The sequence below is a fragment of the Dysosmobacter sp. Marseille-Q4140 genome (assembly GCA_018228705.1).
In the GTDB taxonomy this organism is placed as follows: Bacteria; Bacillota; Clostridia; order Oscillospirales; family Oscillospiraceae; genus Oscillibacter.
In genome coordinates this window covers 541818-566644 of the sequence record CP073694.1, presented here as the reverse complement: position 1 = coordinate 566644, position 24827 = coordinate 541818, and the positions used below count along the sequence as shown (strand labels likewise).

The 24827-nt window shown below is 49.9% G+C and carries 14 protein-coding genes; 4 read left to right on the top strand and 10 right to left on the bottom strand.

Going from position 1 to position 24827, the window contains the following annotated elements:
• Positions 1-13: 13 nt before the first annotated feature.
• The 8 genes from KFE19_02760 to KFE19_02725 all read right to left on the bottom strand — a co-directional run bounded on the left by KFE19_02760 (position 14) and on the right by KFE19_02725 (position 16118).
• Complete coding sequence (locus tag KFE19_02760; protein ID QUO38455.1) at positions 14-2530, bottom strand: ATP-dependent DNA helicase RecQ; 2517 nt, start codon at positions 2528-2530, stop codon at positions 14-16.
• Positions 2523-5747, bottom strand: a complete 3225-nt coding sequence (locus tag KFE19_02755) for a hypothetical protein (GenBank protein ID QUO38454.1) — start codon at positions 5745-5747, stop codon at positions 2523-2525. The genes KFE19_02760 and KFE19_02755 overlap by 8 nt, the downstream gene beginning before the upstream one ends.
• 62 nt (positions 5748-5809) lie before the next feature.
• Positions 5810-10057, bottom strand: coding sequence for a hypothetical protein (locus tag KFE19_02750; protein QUO38453.1), 4248 nt, complete (start codon positions 10055-10057; stop codon positions 5810-5812).
• 3 nt (positions 10058-10060) lie between these two features.
• Positions 10061-13333 carry a UvrD-helicase domain-containing protein gene (locus KFE19_02745; GenBank protein QUO38452.1) on the bottom strand — a complete coding sequence of 1091 codons (3273 nt, stop codon included), beginning with the start codon at positions 13331-13333 and terminating at the stop codon, positions 10061-10063.
• Between the two features lie 82 nt (positions 13334-13415).
• Complete coding sequence (locus KFE19_02740; GenBank protein ID QUO38451.1) at positions 13416-13631, bottom strand: helix-turn-helix transcriptional regulator; 216 nt, start codon at positions 13629-13631, stop codon at positions 13416-13418.
• 439 nt (positions 13632-14070) lie between these two features.
• Complete coding sequence (locus tag KFE19_02735; protein QUO38450.1) at positions 14071-14397, bottom strand: hypothetical protein; 327 nt, start codon at positions 14395-14397, stop codon at positions 14071-14073.
• Between the two features lie 45 nt (positions 14398-14442).
• A complete protein-coding gene (locus KFE19_02730) occupies positions 14443-15411 on the bottom strand; it encodes a site-specific integrase (protein ID QUO38449.1) in 969 nt (322 codons plus the stop codon).
• Positions 15408-16118, bottom strand: coding sequence for a tyrosine-type recombinase/integrase family protein (locus tag KFE19_02725; protein QUO38448.1), 711 nt, complete (start codon positions 16116-16118; stop codon positions 15408-15410). The genes KFE19_02730 and KFE19_02725 overlap by 4 nt, the downstream gene beginning before the upstream one ends.
• A gap of 885 nt (positions 16119-17003) precedes the next feature.
• Here KFE19_02725 and KFE19_02720 point away from each other — a divergent pair.
• The 4 genes from KFE19_02720 to KFE19_02705 all read left to right on the top strand — a co-directional run bounded on the left by KFE19_02720 (position 17004) and on the right by KFE19_02705 (position 21975).
• Positions 17004-17576 carry an SGNH/GDSL hydrolase family protein gene (locus KFE19_02720; GenBank protein QUO38447.1) on the top strand — a complete coding sequence of 191 codons (573 nt, stop codon included), beginning with the start codon at positions 17004-17006 and terminating at the stop codon, positions 17574-17576.
• A gap of 1 nt (position 17577) precedes the next feature.
• A complete protein-coding gene (locus KFE19_02715; GenBank protein ID QUO38446.1) occupies positions 17578-18138 on the top strand; it encodes a TetR/AcrR family transcriptional regulator C-terminal domain-containing protein in 561 nt (186 codons plus the stop codon).
• 146 nt (positions 18139-18284) lie between these two features.
• Entirely contained in the window at positions 18285-20255 is a 1971-nt protein-coding gene (locus KFE19_02710) for an oleate hydratase (protein QUO38445.1), read from the top strand.
• A gap of 418 nt (positions 20256-20673) precedes the next feature.
• A complete protein-coding gene (locus KFE19_02705) occupies positions 20674-21975 on the top strand; it encodes an ATP-binding protein (protein QUO38444.1) in 1302 nt (433 codons plus the stop codon).
• A 67-nt stretch (positions 21976-22042) separates the two neighbouring features.
• On the opposite strand, the gene KFE19_02700 is transcribed toward KFE19_02705, so the two are convergent.
• Both KFE19_02700 and KFE19_02695 read right to left on the bottom strand, forming a co-directional pair.
• Positions 22043-23623, bottom strand: a complete 1581-nt coding sequence (locus KFE19_02700) for a site-specific integrase (GenBank protein QUO38443.1) — start codon at positions 23621-23623, stop codon at positions 22043-22045.
• Positions 23616-24824 (bottom strand): site-specific integrase, encoded by a 1209-nt coding sequence (locus KFE19_02695; protein ID QUO38442.1) that lies wholly within the window; start codon positions 24822-24824, stop codon positions 23616-23618. The genes KFE19_02700 and KFE19_02695 overlap by 8 nt, the downstream gene beginning before the upstream one ends.
• Positions 24825-24827: the final 3 nt, after the last annotated feature.

The following is a 24827-nucleotide window of genomic DNA, read 5'->3' as shown; positions in this document are numbered from 1 at the left end:
ACGAATACCTCCTTTAGAATTTTTGAATCGGAATAGGATAACCGTCGCTATACTCTCTTATCGTTTTACCACCATTGGCAACGATGGTGTTCTCGTTACAGTAGAGTATCTTACGATAGCCAAAGGCATCCAGTTTTCCAAGGTTCTTGTACAGAGTAAAGTTTGTGGCGGTGTCGCCGTCAAAAATACAGACAACACCTTTAGCGAAGAGATAGGGGCAATGGACAACCGCATAATAGAACTCTTCGTAATTCAAGAGAATGCCATTGTAAACAATCTCATCGGCCAGACGGCTTGGAACAACAAATGCACCAATATTGTTTTGAGAAGCCTTTGCTGCAATCACAGCAACTTCTTCAGTGCTGCAAGGTCCTGTTGATGGTCTGCTGATAATCATTTCATTAAAGGACCCCATGTTTCGCCCCAAGCGTGGAGCCGGAGGTGCAGCTGGAAGCTTAATCTCGGGATCGGTTCGCAACTTGTAAGTATCATCACTTGTGATGCGGCCTTCAGGATCTGCTGGACAGCCATTGCATACTTCCCGAGAAAGCGGGAAAAGGTGTCTGAAAACACGCCCCCAACACAATGCTTTGGGAGAGGATACAAGTTCACTCATGATTCTATATCCAACCATTTGTGCTTCATATTCTCTGGCGCGGGGTTCTATCAGTGCGGCTGTGAGAATGTCATCATCGCTGAGGATATTCGGTTGTAGTAGCTTAATCGTGACCGTATAGTATTTTTTTGGTGGATTCGATTTTTTGTCGAATACATAGTTTGCATCAAGAAGGTCAATAAATCCGGTGCGATGCAGAAACAGCAGTAAGTTTACATTCCATGCAACATTTCTGTTTCCTGCATACTCGGCCTCCTCGTCTGTCATCGTGGAAGGTGTGGCAGAAGTGTTCAAAACACATTCATCAAAATCAATCATTGCTGCAGGGTTAGAAAGCATCCCCTTCCAGCGGATAACCGCGCGGTCAACGGTGAGAACTCTTTTGCTGACAAGGCCCAGCGCCCGACGCACATCACCGTCGCTATCGTATCTGCTCTGATAAGGAATAAACAGGCTAAGCGATGGAAGCCTATCACGACCACCACGACCTACCTCCTGGTAAAATCTGCTCAGATTTTCAGGACAGCAAGCATGGATGATCGTTCTGACATCAGGTTTGTCAACACCAATACCAAAGGCAGAGGTAGCAATCACAACATCAAAGTCGTGATTTTTCCAGCCGGTTAATATAGTGTTTCGGTCTATTTCCTTGGTTTCTCCGGTGAAAACGGGGATATTTTTGTATCCAAATTCACAAAGCTTTTTTTGCAGTTCCTTAGCTTCTCTTGGTTCAAGCACATAGACAACCATCGGCTTTGGAAGCAATTTGATGGCCTCGATAGTCTTATCAATTTGTTCTTTTCGAGACTTTGCAGAGTGGAAATAGAATCGTGGCTCCTGGCGAAGTGCATCACAACGAACCTGAGCATTTTTACCGTCTGAACCAAACAGTGCAAACAAGGTGTCAACTACATCATCAGACAGCGTGGCCGAAAGCAGAAATGTACGGATGAACCCTTCCGATTCATATTTCCACTTCTTCAGAAGAATAGAAAAAATCTGAAAGTCAGGTCTAAAAAACACGCCCCAATCTGGAACAACATGGGCTTCATCAACCACAACATTGGTCAAATAGTGACTTTTTGCTGCATTGTCCAATATGCGGTGAAGCTCTGAGTTCTTCAAAATTGCCTCTGGAGAAGTAAACAGCATACGTGCCTTTTTATCTTTCAGAGCTTTGATAATCTCAACTCTTTCAATTTCAGATTGTTCGCCTCGATAACAATAAATCTCGGTGCCATTTGTCAAGTTTTGCTGGGCTGCATAATACTGATCTAATGCCAAGGCCACAGTGGGCACAATTACAACAGTTAACCCGTCAGAAGAACTTGCCAACAGCTGCGTAACCAAGCTCTTGCCACCGCCAGTAGGTAGCGAAATAAGAAGTGTATGGCCATTGGGTAAATTCAAAGCTGTATGAACGGCTACCTTTTGTTCAAAGCTTTTATAGGCGTTAAAGCCAGTATGTGTTGCCAGTATCGCATCACCGGAAGATTCAGTTTCAAGCTCAATACCATTGTCATGGCGAAGGGCGTACACATCCTTGATGTATTGATGAGGTTCAAGCCATTCTGGAATATGGTGTAAACAAGACACTTGCAGGTCATTTTCACACACAAGATCGAACTCTGTACCGTACTCTTTTACAACCGTATAAAGTTTTTCAGTAAGCTTCACACGACCAAGAATTAAGATAAGGTCACGAATATTTAGGCATATATCCTTTGCTGATGCTTCTTCTCGTTTGAACTGAACGACGCGTCGGATAAATCCAATTACATAGCGTGATCTTGCTGCCTCCTGCATTTTCAAAAAATCAGATGTATCGACAAGCTTTTTCTCTAATTCCGCAATGGCACTTTGGGACTTCATGGCTCCCACTATGTATTGCTGTAATACTTCTTTACTATCCATTACTTCTCACCCTCAAGAAACAGGCTGCATCTAACTCCGGTTTTGCATTTTTGAGCGCCCGAAGTGTCATGTCAAACAGATGTGCTCTTTCATCAACGCCGGACATATCTCGTTCAAAGTAGATACATTCTGCTCTATAACCATTCAAAACGCGCTGCATTTCTTTCTCAGCAGCTTCAAAATCAGAGCGCTTTTCAAGTCTGGCACAGGCCCGTTTGTAGGCTGTTGCAGAAGCTTTATCAACCAGAGGTTCCCATGTACTGGGAGGGGTTCGACTGATAAAGTGCTCCAAAGGCGAAATTGACATTTTGCTGCCGCCACGCCGCCCAAGGTGGTTGACGCTATTGGGGCGCAGAGCAAGCAGAGTATTGATTATCTCCTTTTCGGGAACTTCTTTGCTTCGGGCTGTTAAGGGAACAGTAACAATAATCTGTTTGAGTGGGAGATACATTCTATATTGCGCCAATGTTTGTAGGGTCATCCCATTTTCAAGCAACTCATCAAGTTTTGGTGCGATATTGTAGATGAATACAAGGCCATCATAGTTGTATGCTGCAACCGTTTCGATACCAGTGCATCTGCCTCTGTTACAGCCCACTGCATTTGAGATGATAGAATCGTAAACAGGGTCTCCCGGTGCAAAGAAAAGAATATCCTCTCGGGTTGCAGCAGTCCGGCGGTCAAAGGAACCAAGAAGCCTGCCTTCTCTTCTCATAATGGAGGAATTGGTATATTTATCCCACACGGGAGGAATGAAAAGAGACTGCCTGGCTGCATTTACGCTGAAAGTACTTTCTCTGAACTCAATCAAGCCAGAACTGGTAGGCTTTTCCGGGGAAAGACCAGCCTGTTTTCCCCAGCCCATCATGGCTGTGGCAAAGAGATTGTCATCTTCCGATGCGTAGATACCGAGAACATTATCAATCCCCTGGGACAAGGGACGATACAAAGTGGCTCCAAGGTCAAAATCCTGCTCGTCCTCAACGCTTTCCCGCATTTCTTCTGCCTGGTCCAGAATATCATCAAACGCATTGGTAAGACCGGTATAGTAATCATCCAGCAGAGCATCAACAATCAGTTCGTTTAGTTCCCCGGTGATGATTTCAAGGCCACTCAGAGACTGCTCAAACAGCTTCATGCCGTCTTTCCAAATGCGGAAGAGCTGCTCCTCGACAGAAGTATCTGCATAAAGTACAACAGACAAAACATCCATGTTGGGGTCACGCCCCAACCGGTCTAAGCGGCCAATACGCTGTTCAAGCGCATTGGCATTCCACGGCAAATCAAGATGGATAATCTGGGAGGCGTTCTGGAAGTTTCGGCCTTCACCACCGGTTTCGTCACAGATGATTACCCGACACGCAGGATTATTTTGAAAGGCATATACGCTGTCTTCAAGCTCATCTCGATCCATGTGTTTGCCAAATGCCACCGCATGAATCCCCATATCGGCATATCGCGTGTTGAACAATTTCAGAAATTGAACAAGTGTAGCGTTATGCGCTGTAAATACGACCAGTTTGCAGGTTTCATCGTCCAAGATATCTGTCTCCTGGTCAATGTAGTTCATGGCAGTCATTAAGCGGCCTTTGATAAGATCAGGATCTTCATCAAGAGCAACATTCACCAAACTATGCTCATTCTCCGCTTGGCGTCTCCACGCAGCTGCGCTGTCCAACAATATCCCATCATCAATTTGGAGCTTATGGAGGGCATCTTCAAAAGCCCACGGGCTGCTGAACAACGCAGAAAGAAGAGGAATTGCAGTTTGGGTCACATATTCTTCATCATCTTTACCGTTATCAGCAAGATAGGCGAGCGTATTTTGGATTGCCCCTATTTCATTATAGCTTTCGTTAAGAGACAGCGGTGAGTACGGGATAGCACACAAGGTCCGTCGAGCCATTTTTTCAGAAATTAACTGCCGACGATTACGGATTACTCTTCGCTCAATTCTGTAATTCTCACAAATATACGCCAAAGCTTGCTTGACCGTGGAAAGTCCTTGATCTTCTGTACTGAGGTCAATATCCTTAACCATCTTCTCCAGGGCTGCATCTTCAAGTGTTTCCACAATGCTATTCAAATCATCTAAGACGATTTCTGTATACTCGTCATAGCGTTCCAGATATCCCAAAAGAAGATTAGCAGACTTTTGGATACGTTTTTGGCGCTTTACCATCCAGGAAAAGCGTTCAGCAGACATGGTCTCATATTGCTCTGGATTGAGTAGCGCAAGCAAACGGCGATACTCTTCATTTCTGTCCTGTATAGGGGTTGCAGACAAAAGCAGAATATGTGTTACTTTCCTGCTGAGATTCTGCACTTGGCTGTACCAAGTATCGTTGGCAAGAAGTCTATGTGTTTCGTCTACAATAGCAAGATCCCAGGGCATAGAAAGAGTCAACAAAGATTTACCGATATCCTCCATAGGGAGCAGACAAATCTGGGCACGAGGCGAGGCAACAGACGCATTAAGACCATATTTGTAGTGCAACTCGTTTTTCCACTGGCTCGCTAATGCTCCGGGGACAATGATAAGTACTCGGAGATCCTTCTTTTCACTGGCCAGTATACTGAGAATAGAACACGCCTCGACTGTCTTGCCCAAGCCGACCTCATCCGCCAGCATATAACGGACAGGTGTGGTTTCAAAGCAACGGGCCACTGTGCTTATCTGGTGCGGAAGCAGAAAAGCTCGGCACCCGGCAAGTACATGGAAACCATAGGTAGCGTTATTCACAAGGTGAAGGTTTTTGCTTACCTTGAGATGATTGATGAACCAAGTGGGGTGCTGGAACTCATAGGCCCGGAGCTGCTTATCAGGCGCGAAATTCATCTGCGAATAATCAAACTTGAGTTCCGTTTCGCACTCCTTGACATGCTGTCCATTTGGCAGTTTAATCCAATACCAATAGGGTTCGTCCTCAGAATAGGGTTCAGAGGCGCGAGACACAATTGTGCCTCGCCCCCAACACCCTTCAACAGCACCACCCGGACAGGCTTCGCAACGAGTCACCGCTCGAGAAAAGAACACATTGTGCTGAAATAAATCCCCATAGTACTGCCTGCTGCCCAATAGATCGTGCATTTCGACCTTGACTGCATCGGCAATTTCGTTGTACTCGACAAGCTGAGCAAGGACATAAAACCTGGGATGATCTCTGTCACCTTCTTCAACGACGATAGGACAGCGATAATAACATCCTACCAACATACGCAGCTCTCCTTTCTCAGCTTAAGCAAGAAACTAATGCTGCACTGTAGCCTCTTGCGGTATTATAGATTTTCGAGTTTACGCTTGATACGCTCTTGTTCTTTTAGAAATCTTGCAGTAAAAGGAACACCTTTCTTGACTTTCAGGCTCGCAAAACTGCTCTCGGTCTGGGCCATAAAATCAGCAAGCGTTCTAATTCCATTGTTCTGTAAAACAGAAATCTGGCTTGCCTCTAAGTGAAGTACCTTCAGACTAATTTTTTGGGCAAGGTATTCTTCCTGTGCTTTTGCCCGTCTCTCAGCTTCTGCAACCGCACTTGTTTTCTCTGCTGTGATTTGTGTTGCTTCGCTGCTCTCAGCTGGCTCAGTACCTACTACTGTCTCTGCGCTCACAACCGCCTGAGGCACATCCTCAAACGAGGATTCGGGTGGAGTGAGGAAGTCCTTTGCTGTCCATACCTCAAGCCCCTCACCGGATGCCTTATTGGAAAGGCTTCTATCATCGGTAATAAAAATGACAGGAATATCCGTATAGTACTTATATCGGAGGGCCACAGATAAAATCATATTGTCGTTTTGTTCCTTCTCTCCGGTATCTGCACGGTAAACATTGGGCACCAAATCAGTCAAACCTTCAGCATAAGTAAGCGGGAAATGCCGCTTGTAGTTAAAGATTGCTGATATAGCCCGCTGCGCTTTGATTTTTCGCTCATCCGCGCCGAAACGGGTCTTATGGTGTTCGAGTTCATTGTTTACATCCTTAGGAACTACAACAAGCTCACCATCATTTACACCGTCGAGTAGGTTCGGATAATTCATAATCGAGCATGTGTCAAACACAATGATTGTAGAATACCTGTGTAACTCTTCCAGTTCATCCTCTGTGAATTCAAGTGCTCGTTTCCTCTCCAGTAGTGCATCCTGGGTTTTGACAGTATGAGAGAGGTCGCGGTTCTGGGCCTCTGTTGTGGCCAGTCGATCCTCTGTTTCTGTAAGCTTGTCCAGAAGCTCCTGACTTCTACGTTCTTCCTCTGCCAAGCGAGCCTCAATGCGAGTGGTATCCTCACGGCGGCTTTTTCTCGAGGTAAGCTCACCTTTAAGACTTTGTATTTCCTGGCGGTTTCCTTCTACCATTTCTTGAATGGTCTTTAGTATTTGCTCAAAATTACCCCACTCATTTGGCGCAACTTTGCCTTCGGAAGGTGTATTCTCGACCGTAGGATCAGGAATGGCGGGTGGAGATGATGCAGAAACAGCATTTTCAGCCTCGTCATGGGTAGCATCGGTAGCCAGCGCCCCATGCGCAACTGGCTTCAAAACAAGGGGTTCTTCTATATTCACTGTTAAAGATCCCAAAACGGAAGGCCGCAAAGCTTTGGCAGAGGTGTTTGTATGGGACTCCCAATTGCTTCGAGGTTCATTCCTGGAGCTGGACATGCTGATTTGGCTACATAAGAAAGATTCCATGCAATTTCCTCTATGCACACAATAAATGCACCAATCAGAGGGAATCGCTGTTTTACCTTTTCCAAATGTCTGATTGAGATAATTTTTGGTTTCGCCACGAAGAATATCGACCGGCATTTGATTCTCTGGTTTTGGCAGCTTGCGGAGTGAATAAATCTTTTTCCAGCCGTCTCTTCTTGCAAGCGATTCAAATTCATGATACGGGTTTTTTATTTCAACTTCAGAGATATCAACAGAAAATAGAGCCGTCCCAAAAAGTTTTCGCGTCTGCATGTGGGAAGGATCGTAGGGCTTTACAGTTGTTCCGTGATCTTCTGTAATTATTTCATGGACAAGGTAATTCTTTGCTCTTGCTCTAAGGTCTAAAATCTCGGTTGATTTCCAAAACTTAAAGTAGGGTTCGAGTTTCTGCGTCTCCTGCGCCAAAATTTGGGGTAAAAATTTCATCACATCTGAGCGATTTTGCTTTCCAATTCGCTTCCAAACTGCTTCAATTAGTAGATTCTCAAAATATTTTTGGTACAGGAAATTTCCTTGTATAACCGGGCCATCTTCCATTACATAGTCCAGGAAAAAGCGATACGGGCATAAAAACATATCCATCATTTGATATCGGTCATATTTAACGCCCTTGGTCACATCTTGTCCAACGGATATTGAAAATGGAACAGGTTTATTGACGCGTTCAATCAGATCAGCCTTAGGTAATAATCCCAAGATGGACAGTAAAGCATAAGGTTCCGTTGTTTCGTCACCATACTGCCTCACATAGCTGAGCCGAACATCACAGCGATTGTAGCACAGACCGTAAAACAGAGCATATCTAAGAAAATTGCTACGTTCCCCCAGTGCGGTGTAGTACACCTGAAACTGTAGATCAATGGGGGAATAAGCAGCACGAATAAACTCGTCCGTGAGAGGCCACGGGAGTTGGTCGTTGACACTCATATTCATGTCGCGATCCGATACACATGCAAAGTGGTAAACTTTACGTTGCTCTTTCTCAAATTGACGTTTGCTCTGTAGAATATCGCCGTCAATCTGCTCGTAGTTTTTTACAATCCAGTCTACGCCTTGATCTTCATCGTTCTTCTGCTTCAAATAGTAATATAGTCCCTCTTGCAAATCTCTAAATGTACCGGAGAAGGTAGAGTTTTCCGGCTTTATTTTATCGAGGCGCAGTTGTAGATCCGAAATCAAGGCTCGCTCTTGCTCATTGGCCAGAGCTAACTCACGCTGTTTGAGAAACTCTTCGAGGTTGCGGAAATGCTTTCCAAAATTGATGAAATCCTCACGAGAATTGTCCAGAGCAAACAGATATGTAGCAATCTCATTGATCTCTTCAATTGCCCGAATGAGCGTAAGTAAGTCTTTTTTTGCAACCTTGTACTTGTTGTAAACGGATAGATTTTTCAGTTCGGAAAGTGTATCCGTACCCGGTGTTGCCGCCAGCTTATCATAGTTTTTGGCATAGCCCTCAATAATCTTGCTTTGAAATTCCTCGTATGTTGTCACATTTTCAAAGAGAATTGCAACATTGTAGAAGGTACGCAGCAGTACTTCTCCTGGAGCTACACTGAGGATGTCGGAAGACAAACACTCTTTTATAGCGTTGATATCGAAAATGATCTGTCTGTGCTCATAGTCCCACAAACGGTAAATCGCAGAGAAGAACTGTCCGATAGGGTAGGAAAGGAAGTGACGATCTTTGGCGTATTCAGGATAGTAGATTTTAAGCAAGGTGTGAACATCTTTGTTTGCAGTGTATACTTGTTCATCCAAATGTCGGAGAACAGCCGCATTGTTCCATACATCATTGCCTCTCTCCATGACACTACGCGATTCAGAATATCGCTGAATCGCCGCATCAAAGTGATTGGAAACAAAATGTGCATACTCTGTAATGTTCGCAAATTCCATAAGCTGAACGCTCTTGTACAGCTTATGCCATTTCCTAAGTAACGGACCGCCTACTGCGTTTCTATCTTCGCAAATTTCGCCTATTGCGCAGGCCAGGGCATTGCTGGGATTTTGCATTGTGGGGAGCTCATATTCACATACAGCAGTATCATGGTGAATGGGAACTTCGAAGCAACCATAGATTTCATTCCAGGAGGAATAAATTTTGGAATACTTCTTCTGATAATTGAACAAAAAGATGATGGTTATCCCCATCTTTTCCATAGCAAGTAAAAGCCGGAGCTGTACCGGTGTAAACTGATGCACACCGTGAACCACAATGCTGTCAAAGGGTTGCGCTTTGGTAATATCGACAGCTCTTTCACAACGCTTTGCTTCCTGTGGTGTTCCAGTACACTCTTCAACTTCCTTTTTTGCAAGAGACACAACGATTTCTTTGAGCTTTTCACGGCAAGGAGTTTCTGGAAACCTGAAAAGCGAACTTTGCTGTGCTTGCTTCAGCATATAGACAAAGAGCCGTTGCTCCGTGTTTCCCTTGCTTGCATCAACAGCAGATGCACCGATATCCAATTCTATGAAGAGACGGACAGCTTCAAGGAAATGATTTTGATTGTGAGCCAAAGCCATGTGGAACGGCTTACTGATTTTCCGTTTCTCTAACAGTTTCTTGAACACTGCTGAGAAAGCACTATACTGTTGAATCCGAAGGCTGATATTATCCGTCCACTGCATATAAACATCTTCGTGTTTGACCAATTCATCCAATGGACAAATCAAACCCTCAATTCGATCACCCAAAACATCCTTGAGGCCATTTACAAGGGTTCTTGCACTACAGAAGTGTGGTAAGGCAGAAATCTCATTCCAGAAATCCGCTTTATCTAACTTATAAGGGTCTTCATATGTGTAGATTTTAAACGGCATTTCTTACACCTCTGTTTCTATGAGATTCTGCCAAGATAGGTTCTGCTTCCCCTGAACTTCCACCCAGGAGAATGAGCGAATCGACCTTGTCATAGCAACATAGAGGATGCGGGTTTCCTCCCGAGCTTTTTCAGACTTCTCAATGACTTCATCATAGAAATCATTTTGAACAGTTTGACCGGAATTGCTCACACTCATGCTATAACCAATACGATACCGGCCCTGGCACTTGGTCGTGCTGATATGTAACTGCGTCCTTTTGATAAAATCCATGGAAGCCGAACAAAACGGCAGAATTACATGGCCATATTCAAGTCCCTTCGATTTATGTACTGTAATACACTGAATGGTAGACTCTTCCTCATTGCTGGCCGGAGTTCGACTATCGACAGAGACCTGAGAAATGATGCTATTATAAAGATGCTCCTGCAATGTGTTAATAGTAAGCCGATCTACATTGCAAGCGTTGATGAGCTGCTCAAACAACAAATCAATATTCAGCTGATAGTAATGCTGTTTCCAAGGATCGTCGCTGAAGTGTTTCCAGGGTTCAAGAGTGCTGTACACCTTGCGGATGGCCTGAAGAACGGGCTGTGTTCTAAGGCTTGCAACAATGTATTCCCATCTGTTATTCTTATCAACAGTGTTCGCAAGCATCAGATTCATAAAATTAATAAGGTAATTCACCTGTTCTTTCTCGTCTGCCTTCGCCCTCCATTTTCCGTTACGAATCTTCATACGTATCTCATAGAGGTTGGATTTGGGGATATCCAGATTAAAGAAATTTGAGGTTACAAGGTTGTAAAGATAGTCAGCTTCGTCAAAATGAACCAAAGCATTGACCAAAGTGAGCATGTCCATAGCAGGCTGGGACATATATAAGTCCCCGCCTGTGTTGGTATGTACGCTGATTCCAAGCTTGGCACAGTCAGTACGAATCATATCAGCTTGCCAGTTTTCACGAACCAGGATCGCAATGCTCTTTTCCTTTGCGGAAAGCTTCATTCCGTGGCTCTCTTCGTATTGAATGCGTTTCTGGATTCTTTTAATCTCCTCAACAAGAATGGGAATCCGCATCTCTTCATTTGCTGCCGGAAGTCGCCGGTAGAACCGGCTCTTGGAGGTCAAGTATTTCCCGTTATAGTCTCTTGTGCCGATTAGTTTATCTTTGGCTGCATCGTAGGCAAGCAACTCTTCATCCATTTCACCCCATGCAGCAAAAGAACGGTCAAAAATATCCAGCAAATACTTATCCGTGCGATAGTTTCGCCGCAAAGAAAACTCCAACCACTTCTCGGGATTTTTGTCAATTCCCAATTGGTCAAAAGCCTTTTCTTTTGCGCCGCGAAAACGGTAAATGCACTGCTTAATATCGCCTACAAGGAACAGATTATAGTCAAGTACCTGGGCAATCCGCAGCAAAGATTCAATTTGAGAGTCATCTGTATCCTGAAACTCATCAACAAACATAAACTGCTGAGCACCTTTATCTATCTTTAACTCTCTGATTCTGCTCTCACTGTCTGGATCATTGATGAATCGATTAAGAATAGACATCATAGAACTGAGGTGGATTTTGTTATTTTCCAGAAGTTCCCCCAGATATTCTTGTTCAACAGCCGGGATCACGCTGGCCAGTAATTCATGCAATTCACCGTGGCCCTCGCTATTCAAAAGGGTTCCGAAATCTTGAGGCTCAATAGTTTCGATATCGACACTTTTATTATGCAGTTTTCCAATGAAATCAAGAATACTGTCACGTATAGCGTAAACAGGCATCCCCAGCTTATCTGTATAGTCGTTTCCGCATTCGATTCTTTTCTGATGGATATACTCATCAAGTAGATCTGTAATTTTTTTGCGGCGATAAAATTCGCTGGAGGTTATGCTCAAGTCGATTCCATAGCCAAATGAGGTGCCCATCTGGGCAATCAAGTCTTTCGCATAGGAATGAATCGTGCTAATCTGCATGTGTTCAATTCTGGACACCATCTCCAGGTAATCAGGGTTGGAGGTTACCAGGTAGCAATTCCTGAAGTATGTCTTGAGTTTTTCCTCCATTTGATCTGCAGCTTCATTTGTAAATGTGATCATCACAATACGGTCAGCCATTTTCCGCAGCGGAACATTTTGGGTATAGCAGATAAATCCAATACGAGAAATCATCGTGTAGGTTTTGCCGGTACCTGCACCGGCGCGAATTACAATGTTCTTTTTCGGCGAAGCATGCTCAACTTCATATTGCTCAAAATTAAACTGGCTCTGTTCGCTAAGCTTTTTGAGAATAGATTCTTGAGAACGGTTATATTTTCCATTATGAATTACAAAGGAAGTAGTATTCTTGCCAAAAGGCTCACTCAATACGCTCATGGAGCAGTGAAAGCCCATGAACATATCATTAACGGAAGTAGCAGGCGGAATATGGTTTTTCTGTTCGTCAAATGCGATTTCGATATTATCCCGATTCCGTACTAATCCTTTTTGTGTAAGTGCTACATCAAGAGCATTAAGCACAAATAACATTTGCTCTTTTTTCGAAAACACACAATATAGTTTGCAACCGCACATATACTGAACTTTGATGTCTTCGATGACATTGCCATTCAATTCATCAGCTTCGGAGAAGTAATAAAAGCGAGAATAATCATGCTGATGATAAGAATGTACCTGTCCTTTTCCAATTTCAGATTCGTCATCTTTATCCAGATCAATATCAGTTTCATACAGATTACGAACTTCCAACATGGTCTTTGAATCAAACGGATCTCTTTTCCAGCGAAAGGCTTCTGATAATGCCTGATCAATTTTTTTGTAGAAAGAAGATGTATCATCCAAATCCTCTTTCAATATGGTGAATGACTCATCTAAAACCACATCCAGCCTTTTTCTGTGATAAAAATCCTTAGAAACTTGGGGAAGACAGACCATTTGAAATACTAATGGAAACTTACCTGTATTTTGACGTATATGCCTCTCAATTGCAAAACGATATCCGCGCGCTTGCTTTTGTGGCGTAGCAAGAGTTTCTCCTTCGTTTGTTTTGATTATAATGGTATCACTATTCTCAATACGAAGGATATTTTCTTCACGCCACCCCTTTAATTCCACAACCAAAATGCCTTTTCCTGGCATAAGGATACAGACATCAAACTCACGGCCATATATTTGACGATTCCAGTAAATGATGTACTGATCGTCCAAAAACTCCTGGGCTTTGCGTATAAACAAATTTTCTCCAAAGTTAGTGGATTGTGCGCTTCCAATCAGTTTTGCCATGGAGCAAGCCTCGCTTCCTTACACAAGCAGTATATATTTACATCTGTCCACATAATATTTTCTCACAATAAAAGTCCATTTTTCAGGACGATTCTTTATCCGGTACAATTTCTAAAATGTCCTCGATTTGACAATCTAAGGCTGTGCATATTTTCAGCAAAATCTCTGTGGTTACATGCCCGTTTCTTCCCATTTTTGTAACCGAGGCAGGACTAATTCCTGCTTTTGCGCACAGATCCTTCTTCTTCATATCTTTGTCAATGAGTAGCTTCCAAAGTTTTTTATAACTGACTGCCATAAGAAGATTCCTCCAGATAGGAAAAAATGCCCTGCCGTTCGGCAGAGCATTTGGTTCATGCGATCATGCCGTCAAGATCTATTCCAACACCTGACAGCGTTGTATATAATGATAGCATATTCAGCAGGAATGCGCAAGAAAATCGTGCATTCGCACGATTCTTAGTTTTTCTTAGAAAGACTCCCTGTAATTTCTATGATGGCAGGAGCACTCCGTAATACTTCTGCAGTTATTTCTTTGTTTATGTGGCTCAGTTTTTGCGTCGGTCCATGTGCCTGCAGTACCGCTGGTTCTGGCAGCTTCGGAAACGTCGCCTGGGGCGCGGTCACTGCGGGTGTTGGGCTTAGTGCGGGCGCTTTTGCCCATTGTGTTTTGAGATGACACAGTGGCCCTCAATGCGAAACTGGCAGTAATCGTTACGGTTATGGCAATTTGTTCTTCATTCCGGTTCTCCCTCAGATGAAAAACGAGCGCCCGTTCTCCTGGTCCGACAGGAGAATGAGCGCTCGTTTTCGTCGTTGTGCAATTCCGCCGAGAGCCTCCACGCCAGTTCAAAGCCAGCCATAAAACTGTCGAGGGAGGTCTGTTCTCTGATAGAGTCCTGGGCATCGATGATCCGCAGCACCAGTCTTCGCTCCGGCTTTTCCAAAGCTGCGATCAACGCCTTGTGGCACTTCTCCACTTCATTCTCCTGTTCGTCAAGCTCCGGTCGGATATAAAAGCAATCATACAGCTCTTTGAGCAGTTTGTTTTCCATCGTCATCATCTCCTTGCGACCCAAACATATACCACACCTTCCGCAGAATAGCTATCAGAATTTCAGGAGATTATACAGAATATCTGCCGCTTGCCGCAGTTCCTCCTGGGATGCTTCACCAGGGCTGTTTTCGCTTTTGGCGGCGTGGCTTGCCAAGTAGGGGGCGTAGTTCTGCCGCGTCATTGAAGTTCGGAAATGCCCCAGCATCTGAGAAACCTCTTTCGTGTCCATTCCGTTTTGCAGAGACAGGACGGCGCAGGTGTGCCGAAGATCGGCGAACCGAATGTGATCCAACCCTGCTTCCTTGATAATTTCATTGTGAATCCGGCGCACCATCTGGGGTGAGTAGGGCTTTTGCGTGGCTGGGTGCATGAACATGAGCGGGCTGCTGGAGTGCCTGGCGTGTTCCATGTTTAGGAGCTCAACCGCTTCTGTGGTCAGGCTGATGGTTCTGGTGCCGCCTTTGTACTCCACTAACTCCCGCCGTTCCACCGAGCGGTTCTCCGAGATGGTCAGCGTCCGTTCCGCCACGTCCAGGTCACTCCACTTCAGCGCGATCAGCTCTCTTTGCCGAAGCCCCGCCGTCAGTGCCAGCAGAAACATGGGGAGGTGGCCCAGCCGCTCCGCCGCATCCAGATAGTCCTCCACCTCTGCCGGCGTCAGCACATTGGCGCTGACCTTCTTGGGCTTTGGATAATGAAACGCACGGGCGGGGTTTTCCTCTATCAGTCCGTCCCGGATCGCTTGGTCCAGGCATTGTTGGAGCAGTCGGTGGATGTGCCGCATGGTGTATTCGCCCAGTCCTGGGTATTCAGGGCTTTCCAGGCGGTGGCCGCCAAAGCGTTTTCTCTCTTCCAGAAAATCTCCGACCTGTTTCGCAGTCAATTCCTCCAGCGGTATATTCCCCAAGCCAGGGAGGATATGGTTTTTGAAGAGATAACCGTGGGCTGCATAGGTGGTTGGCCTGCTTTGGTTCTTGTCATAGGCCTCCTGCCAGTGGAGGATATACTCTCTCAACGTCATACCCCCACCTCCATGCATTGGCGCTGCAGGTTCCGGAAGGCCACCCACGGCAGGCCGGCCTGTTTCAGTATCCGCTTGTGCAGGTAGTAGAGCTCGTGGAGCTGATACGGCGCTCCGGTCTTGGGGTTTAGAAACACATAGCAGTCAGTTTCCGGTATCTGTTCCAGAAGATGTTCCGCCTTACGGTTGAGGGCCAGCAGTCGATGTCCCTTGAGGATATACCGGCAGCGGATATGAAAATCGGCCCACGACAAGGTGATGAGTTCACATTGCCGCAGGCCGCTGGAGAGTCCTGTGTAGATGAGTGGGAGCACGCCAAGCTGTTCCGCTGTGTTCAGATACCGCTGGAGCTGCCCCAGGCGCAGGGGGGCGGTTTTATATTCCTCGGCCTGCGGCTCCTGGCAGAGCCGTACCGTGTTATAGGGGATAAGCTGGTCACGGGCTGCTTCGTCCATACAGCGCCGCAGGAGCAGGTGGACGCACCAGACGCTTCTGGCGCTGAGCCTCTGGCTCCGCAGGCTGTCATAGAAGCCGGTGACAGTGTTTTCCGACAGCTCCGCCAGCGGAATGCTCCCAATCTCGGGAAGGATGTGGCGGTAGATCAGATTGCGGTATCCGCCCACTGTGCTGCCGCTCCATCTACTCTGGTTCTCACAAAACCAGCGGTCACACCACTGGCCTACGGTATAGCTGTTTCCTTTCTGCATATCGTCGCCTCCTTTCGGCAACCGAACAATACCACAGAACGAGGAAAATAGCTACCGGAAAGAATGGACTGTTTACAGAAGAATGACTGTTCCGAACGATATTGCTTGTTGTCTTTCTTGTCATCTGCTGATTATATGACAAGAATCCGATTATGAGCGAGTTATTGCGGCTGCATATACATTTTCCATCTTTTGAGAAAGGGTGTGCCTCGCCAGGGCTTATTCTTTGTTTATGCGGCGCATTTTCTGCGCCCCCTCTGTGGCGATTCAGCCTGTCTTTTCTGTTCACCCCGGACGGAACATCTTTTAATATACAGAATCCAATCCCACACCCATCCCAAAAGGAGAAAGTTTTGCTTGAAACACGCAGGGCAAAAGAGTGTCAAAGATAAACTGCCGGAGCAGAGGAAAGGGCCAAAGAGGGCAGTAGAGTGCTGGTTGAAGGTTCAGACACACGTTTGGGAGCAAGATGCCGGGAGTTCGAGTCTCCCCACTCGGACCAAAAACCGCCTCAAAACATCGGTTTTGAGGCGGTTTTTATAACTTTTCAGGCAATAATTTATCTGGCGTTTTATATAAATAGAGTCTCAAATGTGGGCAAAGCACTTCTGCTGATTTGTTTTGCATTTTCTCCGTAAAGGAATTTTTGGGCCATCAATCACCATTATTTATTCAAAAAAGAGGCAAAGGAAAACTGCACACTTTTTGAAATATGGGGTCATGACCACCTATTCACGATCAGTTCACGCGGCCGTAGTCTTATCTTTGTTTCTTGCGTCGCAAAATCTGATGGGCCAGTCTGCGCCTCCCAGCCTTGTTCCTCTCAGCGGAGCCGTGTATAATGGCAGTGGAAAACAGTGAAAAAAACGAGTAAGGAGCAGTGCCATGCGGATCCTCATGCTGGGCAACAGCTTTATCTCCACCAATAATATGCCCCAGATGCTGGCCAACCTGACCGGGGCGAAGGTGGTTCACCACACCCGGGGCGGGGCGCGGCTGTCGGAACAGCTGAACCCCAGTACCAGGCTGGGCAGTCAGACCCAGGCGGCGCTCCAAAAAGAGAAGTGGGACTATGTGGTGCTCCAGGAGATGAGCCATGGCCCCATCACCGCCCCCAAGAGCTTCTTTTCCAGTGTAGAGCAGCTTTGCCGGCAGATCCGGGCAAACGGAGCGGTCCCCATTTTGTTCGCCACCTGGACCTACCAGAAGGGCGGGGCCAAGCTGACGGACAAGGGCTGGGACTACGACGAGATGGCCCAAAAGCTGTCCGAGGCCTACCACAAAGCGGCACTGGAAAATAACGCCCTGATCGCCGACGTAGGCCGGCGGTTTTACGAGTGGACCGATCCCCAGGCCTTTTATGCCGCCGACGGCGTCCACCCCAGTGAGTTGGGCTCTCATATCGCGGCGGAGACCATTGCGGCAGTGATCCAGCAGCACGAAAAGGAGGCGCAGTAATATGCCAAACACCACAAAGCAGGCTCTGGAGGAATCCCTGAAGCATATGCTGCTGAAAAAGCCCCTGGACAAGATTACCATCCGGGACATCACCGAGGACTGCGGCATCAGCCGCATGGCCTTCTACTACCACTTCAAGGACATCTACGACCTGGTGGAGTGGGCCTGCATCGAGGACGCGTCCAAAGCCCTCCAGGGGAAGAAGACCTACGAGACCTGGCAGGAGGGGCTTCTGCAGATCTTTGAGGCGGTGCAGGAAAACAGGCCCTTCATCCTCAACGCCTACCGCTGTATCAGCCGGGAGCAGATGGAGCGGTTCCTCTATCAGCTGACCTACGGCCTGATCCGGGGCGTGGTGGAGGAACAGAGCCGGGGGACGGCCATCTCTGAGGAGGACAAGTCCTTTATCGCGGAATTTTACAAGTACAGCTTTGTGGGGGTCATGCTGGACTGGATCCGCCAGGGGATGACCGCCGATCCCCGGGCGCTTACGGGAAAGATCAGCGCCGCCATGCGGGGCAGTATCGCCAACGCCATCCGAAATTTTTCGGAAACAGAATAAGAACTGCTTTACAATCCGGGCCCGATGATCAGCTTTTGATCATCGGGCCCGGATTGTAAATGGAAGAATGGCTCCCCAGGGGGTAAGATCATGCCATCAAAAGGATCCCATCTCGAGCGGAGGGATCAGAAAGGCGGTACCTTGACATGAATAAGAAATTTGGCAAACTGACCGCAGCGGCGGCCGTGGCCGGAGCGGGCGCGGCGGTAGTTCTGGCAAAGAAGGCGTCCGGCGGCAAAAAAGCGGCGGAGGATGCCGGGACTGAAACCTGCGCCCCGGCATCTTATCGGAATACGGAGCTGGGGAAGCACGAGAAAAACCGCAAGGGTATCTATTACACCAACGGCAACTATGAGGCCTTCGCCCGGCCGGAGAAGCCGGAGGGGGTGGAGAACAAAAGCGCCTACATTGTGGGCAGCGGCCTGGCGGCCCTGGCGGCGGCCTGCTTCCTGGTGCGGGACGGGCAGATGCCCGGGGACCACATCCACATCCTGGAGGCCATGGACGTGGCCGGCGGTGCCTGCGACGGCATCTTCGACCCCAGCCGGGGCTATGTGATGCGGGGCGGCCGGGAGATGGAGGACCACTTTGAGTGCCTGTGGGACCTGTTCCGCTCCATCCCCTCTTTGGAGAAGCCGGGGGCCTCGGTGTTGGATGAGTTCTACTGGCTCAACAAGCACGACCCCAACTACTCCCTGTGCCGGGCAACGGTGGACCGGGGCCGGGACGCCCGCACCGACGGGAAGTTCAACCTGAGCCAGAAGGGCTGCATGGAGATCATGAAGCTCTTCATGACCCCGGACGAGGACCTGTACGACAAGACCATCGAGGACGTCTTTGACGACGAGGTGTTCTCCTCCACCTTCTGGCTGTACTGGCGGACCATGTTCGCCTTTGAGAACTGGCACAGCGCCCTGGAGATGAAGCTCTACTTCCAGCGCTTCATTCACCACATCGCGGGGCTCCCCGACTTCAGCGCCCTGAAGTTCACCCGGTACAACCAGTATGAGTCCCTGATCCTGCCCATGCAGAAGTACCTGGAGGAGGCCGGGGTGGACTTCCGTTTCGGCACCGAGGTCACCAACGTGATCTTCGACATCCGGGACGGCAGAAAGACGGCCACCGCCATCGAGTGCCGGGTCAACGGCGCGGAGCAGGGCATTGTCCTCACGGAGAACGACCTGGTGTTTGTCACCAACGGCTCCTGCACCGAGGGGACCATCTACGGCGACCAGGACCACGCCCCCAACGGGGACGCGGAGGTGCGCACCAGCGGCTGCTGGAGCTTGTGGAAGAACATCGCCAAGCAGGATTCCGCCTTTGGACGGCCGGAGAAGTTCTGCTCCGACATCTCCAAGACCAACTGGGAGTCGGCCACCATCACCACTTTGGACGACAAGATCCTCCCCTATATCACCAACATCTGCAAGCGGGACCCCCGCACCGGGAAGGTGGTCACCGGCGGTATCGTCAGCTGTCAGGACTCCAAGTGGCTGCTGAGCTGGACCATCAACCGCCAGGGGCAGTTCAAGGAGCAGGAGCCGGAGAAGGTGTGCGTCTGGGTGTACGGCCTCTTTACCGACGTACCCGGCGACTATGTGAAAAAGCCCATGAAGGAGTGTACCGGAAAGGAGATCACCCAGGAGTGGCTCTACCACATCGGCGTGCCGGTGGAGCAGATCCCGGACCTGGCCGCCCACAGCGCCGTGTGCGTGCCCACCATGATGCCCTACATCACCGCCTTTTTCATGCCCCGGACCAGGGGAGACCGGCCCGATGTGATCCCCGACGGCTGTGTGAACTTCGCCTTCCTGGGCCAGTTCGCCGATACCCCCCGGGACACCGTGTTCACCACCGAGTACTCCGTGCGTACCGCCATGGAGGCCGTCTACGGCCTGCTGGGGGTGGACCGGGGCGTGCCCGAGGTGTGGGGCAGCGTGTACGACATCCGGGAGCTGCTGCACAGCACCGTCTGCCTGATGGACGGCAGGTCCCCGCTGGAGGTCTCGTTGCCCGGTCCTCTGGAGCTGCTGAAAAAGCCCCTGCTGAAGGCGGTCCGGGGGACCGTCATCGAAAAGGTCCTGCGGGATCAGGACGTGCTTCGGGACGGCATGTGACCGTTGGGTTCTGCCATTCTGCGTCCTGAAAACCGAGGAGACGACCGTTATCCAGAATACTTTCATCCCTAACCGGGGCCTCCTTCTCAAAGATTATCGCCCGTCATGAGATTGAAAACATTGATATAATGACAAATGAAAGAGGATCGTATCGAGTTATGATACGATCCTCCTCTATTTCAGATTCCCCACCCCCAGTATCCCCGTATCATCTCATACCACTTGGCCACCGTATGCCTTGTTACCCCGGCGCCTCTGGCGATGGCCCGGTAGCTGGTCACGTCGGGGTAGAGCTTCATGTACGTCCAAAATTACAAACCTCCGCACAAATCACTTGCCACAGCGCGCAAGCAGTTGTATAATTTCTATTGAAAAGTAGTATGATAAATCCGAAAAGTTTTCAGTGAGGTGTGGCGCTATGGAGATCAAACGGGACCGCTATCTGAACAAGCTCATATCCTTCATGTGGGGTGGACAAGTGAAGGTCATCACTGGCATCCGCCGCTGCGGAAAGTCCTACCTCCTCCGCAATCTGTTCCGCACTTATCTGTTGGGGGAGGGCGTTCCGGCAGATCACATTCTCTCCTTTGAGTTGGATCTGACCCGTGATATCCGGTATCGGAATCCGTTAGAGCTTGCAAATCGTGTCCGGGAGATCGTTGAAAATCAGAGGGAGCAATTCTATCTTTTCGTAGACGAGATCCAGATGTCGGACGAAGTGCCGAATCCCTATAACCCGGACGGGAAGAAGATCACCTTCTACGACGCCCTCAACGATTTGAAGTCCCTGCCCAATCTGGACATCTATGTGACCGGAAGCAACTCCCGGATGCTGTCCTCAGACATCCTCACCGAGTTCCGGGGGCGCAGCGACGAAATTCGGGTGCATCCGCTCAGCTTTGCGGAGTATTACTCCGCTGTGGGCGGGGACAAGGAGGATGCTTTTGAAAATTACGCCTTCTACGGCGGGATGCCGCTGATCCTGTCCCGCCCCACTGACACGGCGAAAATGCAGTACCTGAGTTCTCTCTTCTCCGAAGTTTATTTGAAGGACATTGTGGAGCGCAAGAAGGTCAAACGGGAGGATGTGCTTTCGGATATTCTGGACCTGCTCTGCTCCTCAGTGGGGTCGCTGACCAACCCCACCAGGGTGGCGGACACCATCAACTCCAGGCAGAAGCGGAGCGGCGAGAATACGGTCTCCCTCAACACTGTGAAAGCGTATATGGATCACTTGGCGGACGCGTTCCTCTTTACTGAGTGCAAGCGCTGGGATGTCAAGGGGAAAAACTATTTCGATTACCCCAACAAATATTACTGTGAGGACATCGGCTTGCGGAATGCCCGCATCGGTTTCCGCCAGCAGGAGATGACCCACATCATGGAGAACATCATTTTCAATGAACTGATGGTGCGGGAGTGCGCAGTGGACATTGGGATCGTGTACAGCAATGAGCGAAACGCCAAAGGGAAACTGACCCCGGTAGCACGGGAGATCGACTTCATTGCTACTTCCGGTGGAAAAAAGACTTATATCCAATCCGCCTACGCTCTTGGGACGGAGGAAAAGTCTGTCACGGAAAACAGACCGCTCTCCCTGACGGGGGACTCTTTTCCGAAGATCATCGTCCGGCACGACATCCGGAAACGTTGGTACGATGACAACGGCGTTCTTAATATTGGAGTCTTGGACTTCCTGCTGGACGATACATTGGTCTGAGCAGCGGATCATCTGGATCACAGGAAGAGGCTGGTATCACACTTTGATACCAGCCTCTTCCCTTGTTTCAGGCCGCCCGCCCCAGCATCTCCCGTATCATCTCATACCACTTCGCCGCCGTATGCCTCGTCACCCCGGCGCCTCTGGCGATGGCTCGGAAGCTGGTCACCTCCGGGTGGAATTTCATGTACGTCCAGATTTTCTTCTGCGTCTTGGTGAGCTTATCCGGCGGAGTGATGCCCCGAGCCTGGTCCCGCAGGGCCTGCCGCTCTGCGTTCATCTGCTGGATCAGCACCTTCAGCTTCGCCTCGCACTCCTCCCGGGTGTGGGCGTAGACGCATTTGGAATGCTTGGTGCCGTCCGGCCAGGTGGGGGAGTAGCGGCCTTCGAACAGGTGGTCATTGATTTGGGTGATACACCCGGTGCCGGGCTTCCGGGTTTTTCTCAGCACCGGCTGGAAGTCTTCGGCTGCGTCCCGTTCCGACTGAACGGATTCCTCCTGTACCTCGTTGCCCAGCCCACGGTCGATCTTCGCCGCGGCCTCGGTCTGCATGTCCCCGGTGACATGGGTGTAGATATCCAGGGTGGTGGCCGCCGACACATGGCCCAGCATGGCGGAGAGAGTCTTCACATCCATGCCGCTCTCCAGGGACAGGGTGGCAAAGGTGTGGCGTAAATCGTGAAATCTGATTTTCTTGCACCCGGCCCGCTCCAGAATGATCTGGAGCCGCCGACGCACCGCCCCCGGCGTCATGGGAGCGTCCTCTTTGACCGGCGAGGGAAACATCCACCGGGAGTTTACTGTTTCCCAGTACTGCCTCAGTACCTCCACCACGCCGAGCGGCAGGACCAGCCTGCGGATGGAGGCACGTGTCTTCGGTACGCTCACCTGGAGCTGTCCCCGCACCTCGTAGATCTGCTTATTCACGGTCAGGGCCCCGGTTTTGAAATCCAGGTCGTCCCACTGGAGGGCCAGCAGTTCGCCCCGCCGCAGGCCGGTACATAAGTCCAGAAGAAACAGTTCGAAATAACCGTCTGCCTGGGCCTGGATGAGGAACCGCTGGAGCTCCTCCCGGCCCAGCACCTGCATCTCCCGGCCCCGCTTGGGCGGCAGCTTGCAGCCCACCGCCGGGTTGGTGCGGATCAGATCCTCCTGCACGGCCTTCTCCAGAGCGGACCGGCAGGCGGCGTGGAGGCCGCGCACCATGGAGTCGGACAGCCCTTTGCCGAACTGCTCCGTGCGGATGAGCCGCCCGCCCGTTTTCATTCGGGCATAGAACTGCTGGAGGTCCTTTTGGGCCAGCTGGTTCAAGGGGATCTTCCCCAGCTCCGGGATGATGTGCTGATAGATCTTCGCCTCGTAGTTGGCCTGGGTGGTGGGGCGGATCTGGGGCTTGACGTAGTTCTGATACCAGAAGTCCAGCCACTCCCCGAAGGGCATCTCCGGCCGGACCTTCTCCGTCTTGGAGCCGGTCACCGTTTCACGGAGCTGCTTCAGCTTCTCCTGGCACTCCCGTTTCGTTTTGGCCAGGACGTTTTTCGTTCTGGGCAGTCCCTTTTCGTCGTAGCCGATGACCACCCGGCCCTCCCAGCGGCCGTCCTTCCGCTGGCGGACGGAGCCCTCGCCCTTTTTCCGCCGCTTACCCATGGCGTGCACCTCCTTCCGGCCGGTCTCTCTGCCACGGTTTCAGGTCCTTCCCCAGGAGATCTTCCAGAAAGCCGCCCACGATGTGGCTGGCCTCCTGCTGCATATCCGGAGTCACATGGGTGTAGGTGTCCAGGGTGAAGCTGGCGTTGGTGTGGCCCAGGATGCCGGACAAGGTCTTGGCGTCCACGCCGCTGGTGAGAGCGTGGGTGGCAAAAGTGTGCCTTAAATCATGGAATCGAATCTCAGGCAGGCCCGCCTCTCTTAAGATCCGCTTCATCCAGTAGTAGGCGGCGCTGGGGCGTACCGGCTTCTCCGGAGCCAGAGGTTCCGGGAAGATCCACTGGCTGACGGCGTGCTGTTTCCGCTCCCGCAGCCGCTGGACGGTACTGGGCGGCAGACGGATGGTCCGCCGACCCTGGCTGGTCTTCGTTTCGCCGATCTCCAGCTCCCCGGCCTTGGGGACATTCACCGACCGGAGGATCTTCAGCGTCCCGGCCTTCTCATCGAAGTCCTGCCACATGAGTCCGCAGATCTCGCCCCGGCGGAGACCGGTGGTCAGCTCCGTGTAGAAGAAGTCCCTCCAGATCTCGCTGCGGTCCACCGCCGTCAGGAAGGTGTCCATCTGCTCCTTTGTGAGGATCTGTTTGGGACGATGGTTGGCCTTGGGCACCACGGCCCCGTCGGTGGGGTTCCGGGCGATCACATGGGCCGCCTCCGCGTCCTTCAGGCACCGGTGGAGCATGGCGTGGATGCGGAGCACCATGGTGTCCGACAGCTCGTGCCCGTGCTCCGGGTGTTCATGAACACGGCCCTCGTGTTTCAGCTTTCGATACAGCTTCTGGATGTCCATGCGGGTCACCCGGGAGACGATCTTATCCCCCAGATAGGGCTTGATGTAGCACCGGATGAACTGCTCATAACTCCGCAGGGTGTTGGGCCGCAGGGTGGCCGCGCCGTAGTCCTCCATCCACCGGTCCAGCCATTCCCCCAGGGTCATGCGGCTGTCCTCGGTGAGCTCCACATCCTGAAACGCCTCCAGGTCCCGGTGGAGCTTGTCCAGCAGTTCCTTCTGGGTCTTTGCCAGGACATACCGGAAGATGGGCTCGCCGTTTTGTTTGTGGCCCACCACGATGCGGCCCTCCCAGCGGCCGTCCTCCCGCTTTCGGACCATGCCGTCGCCGGACGGCCTGCGTTTTGCCATAGG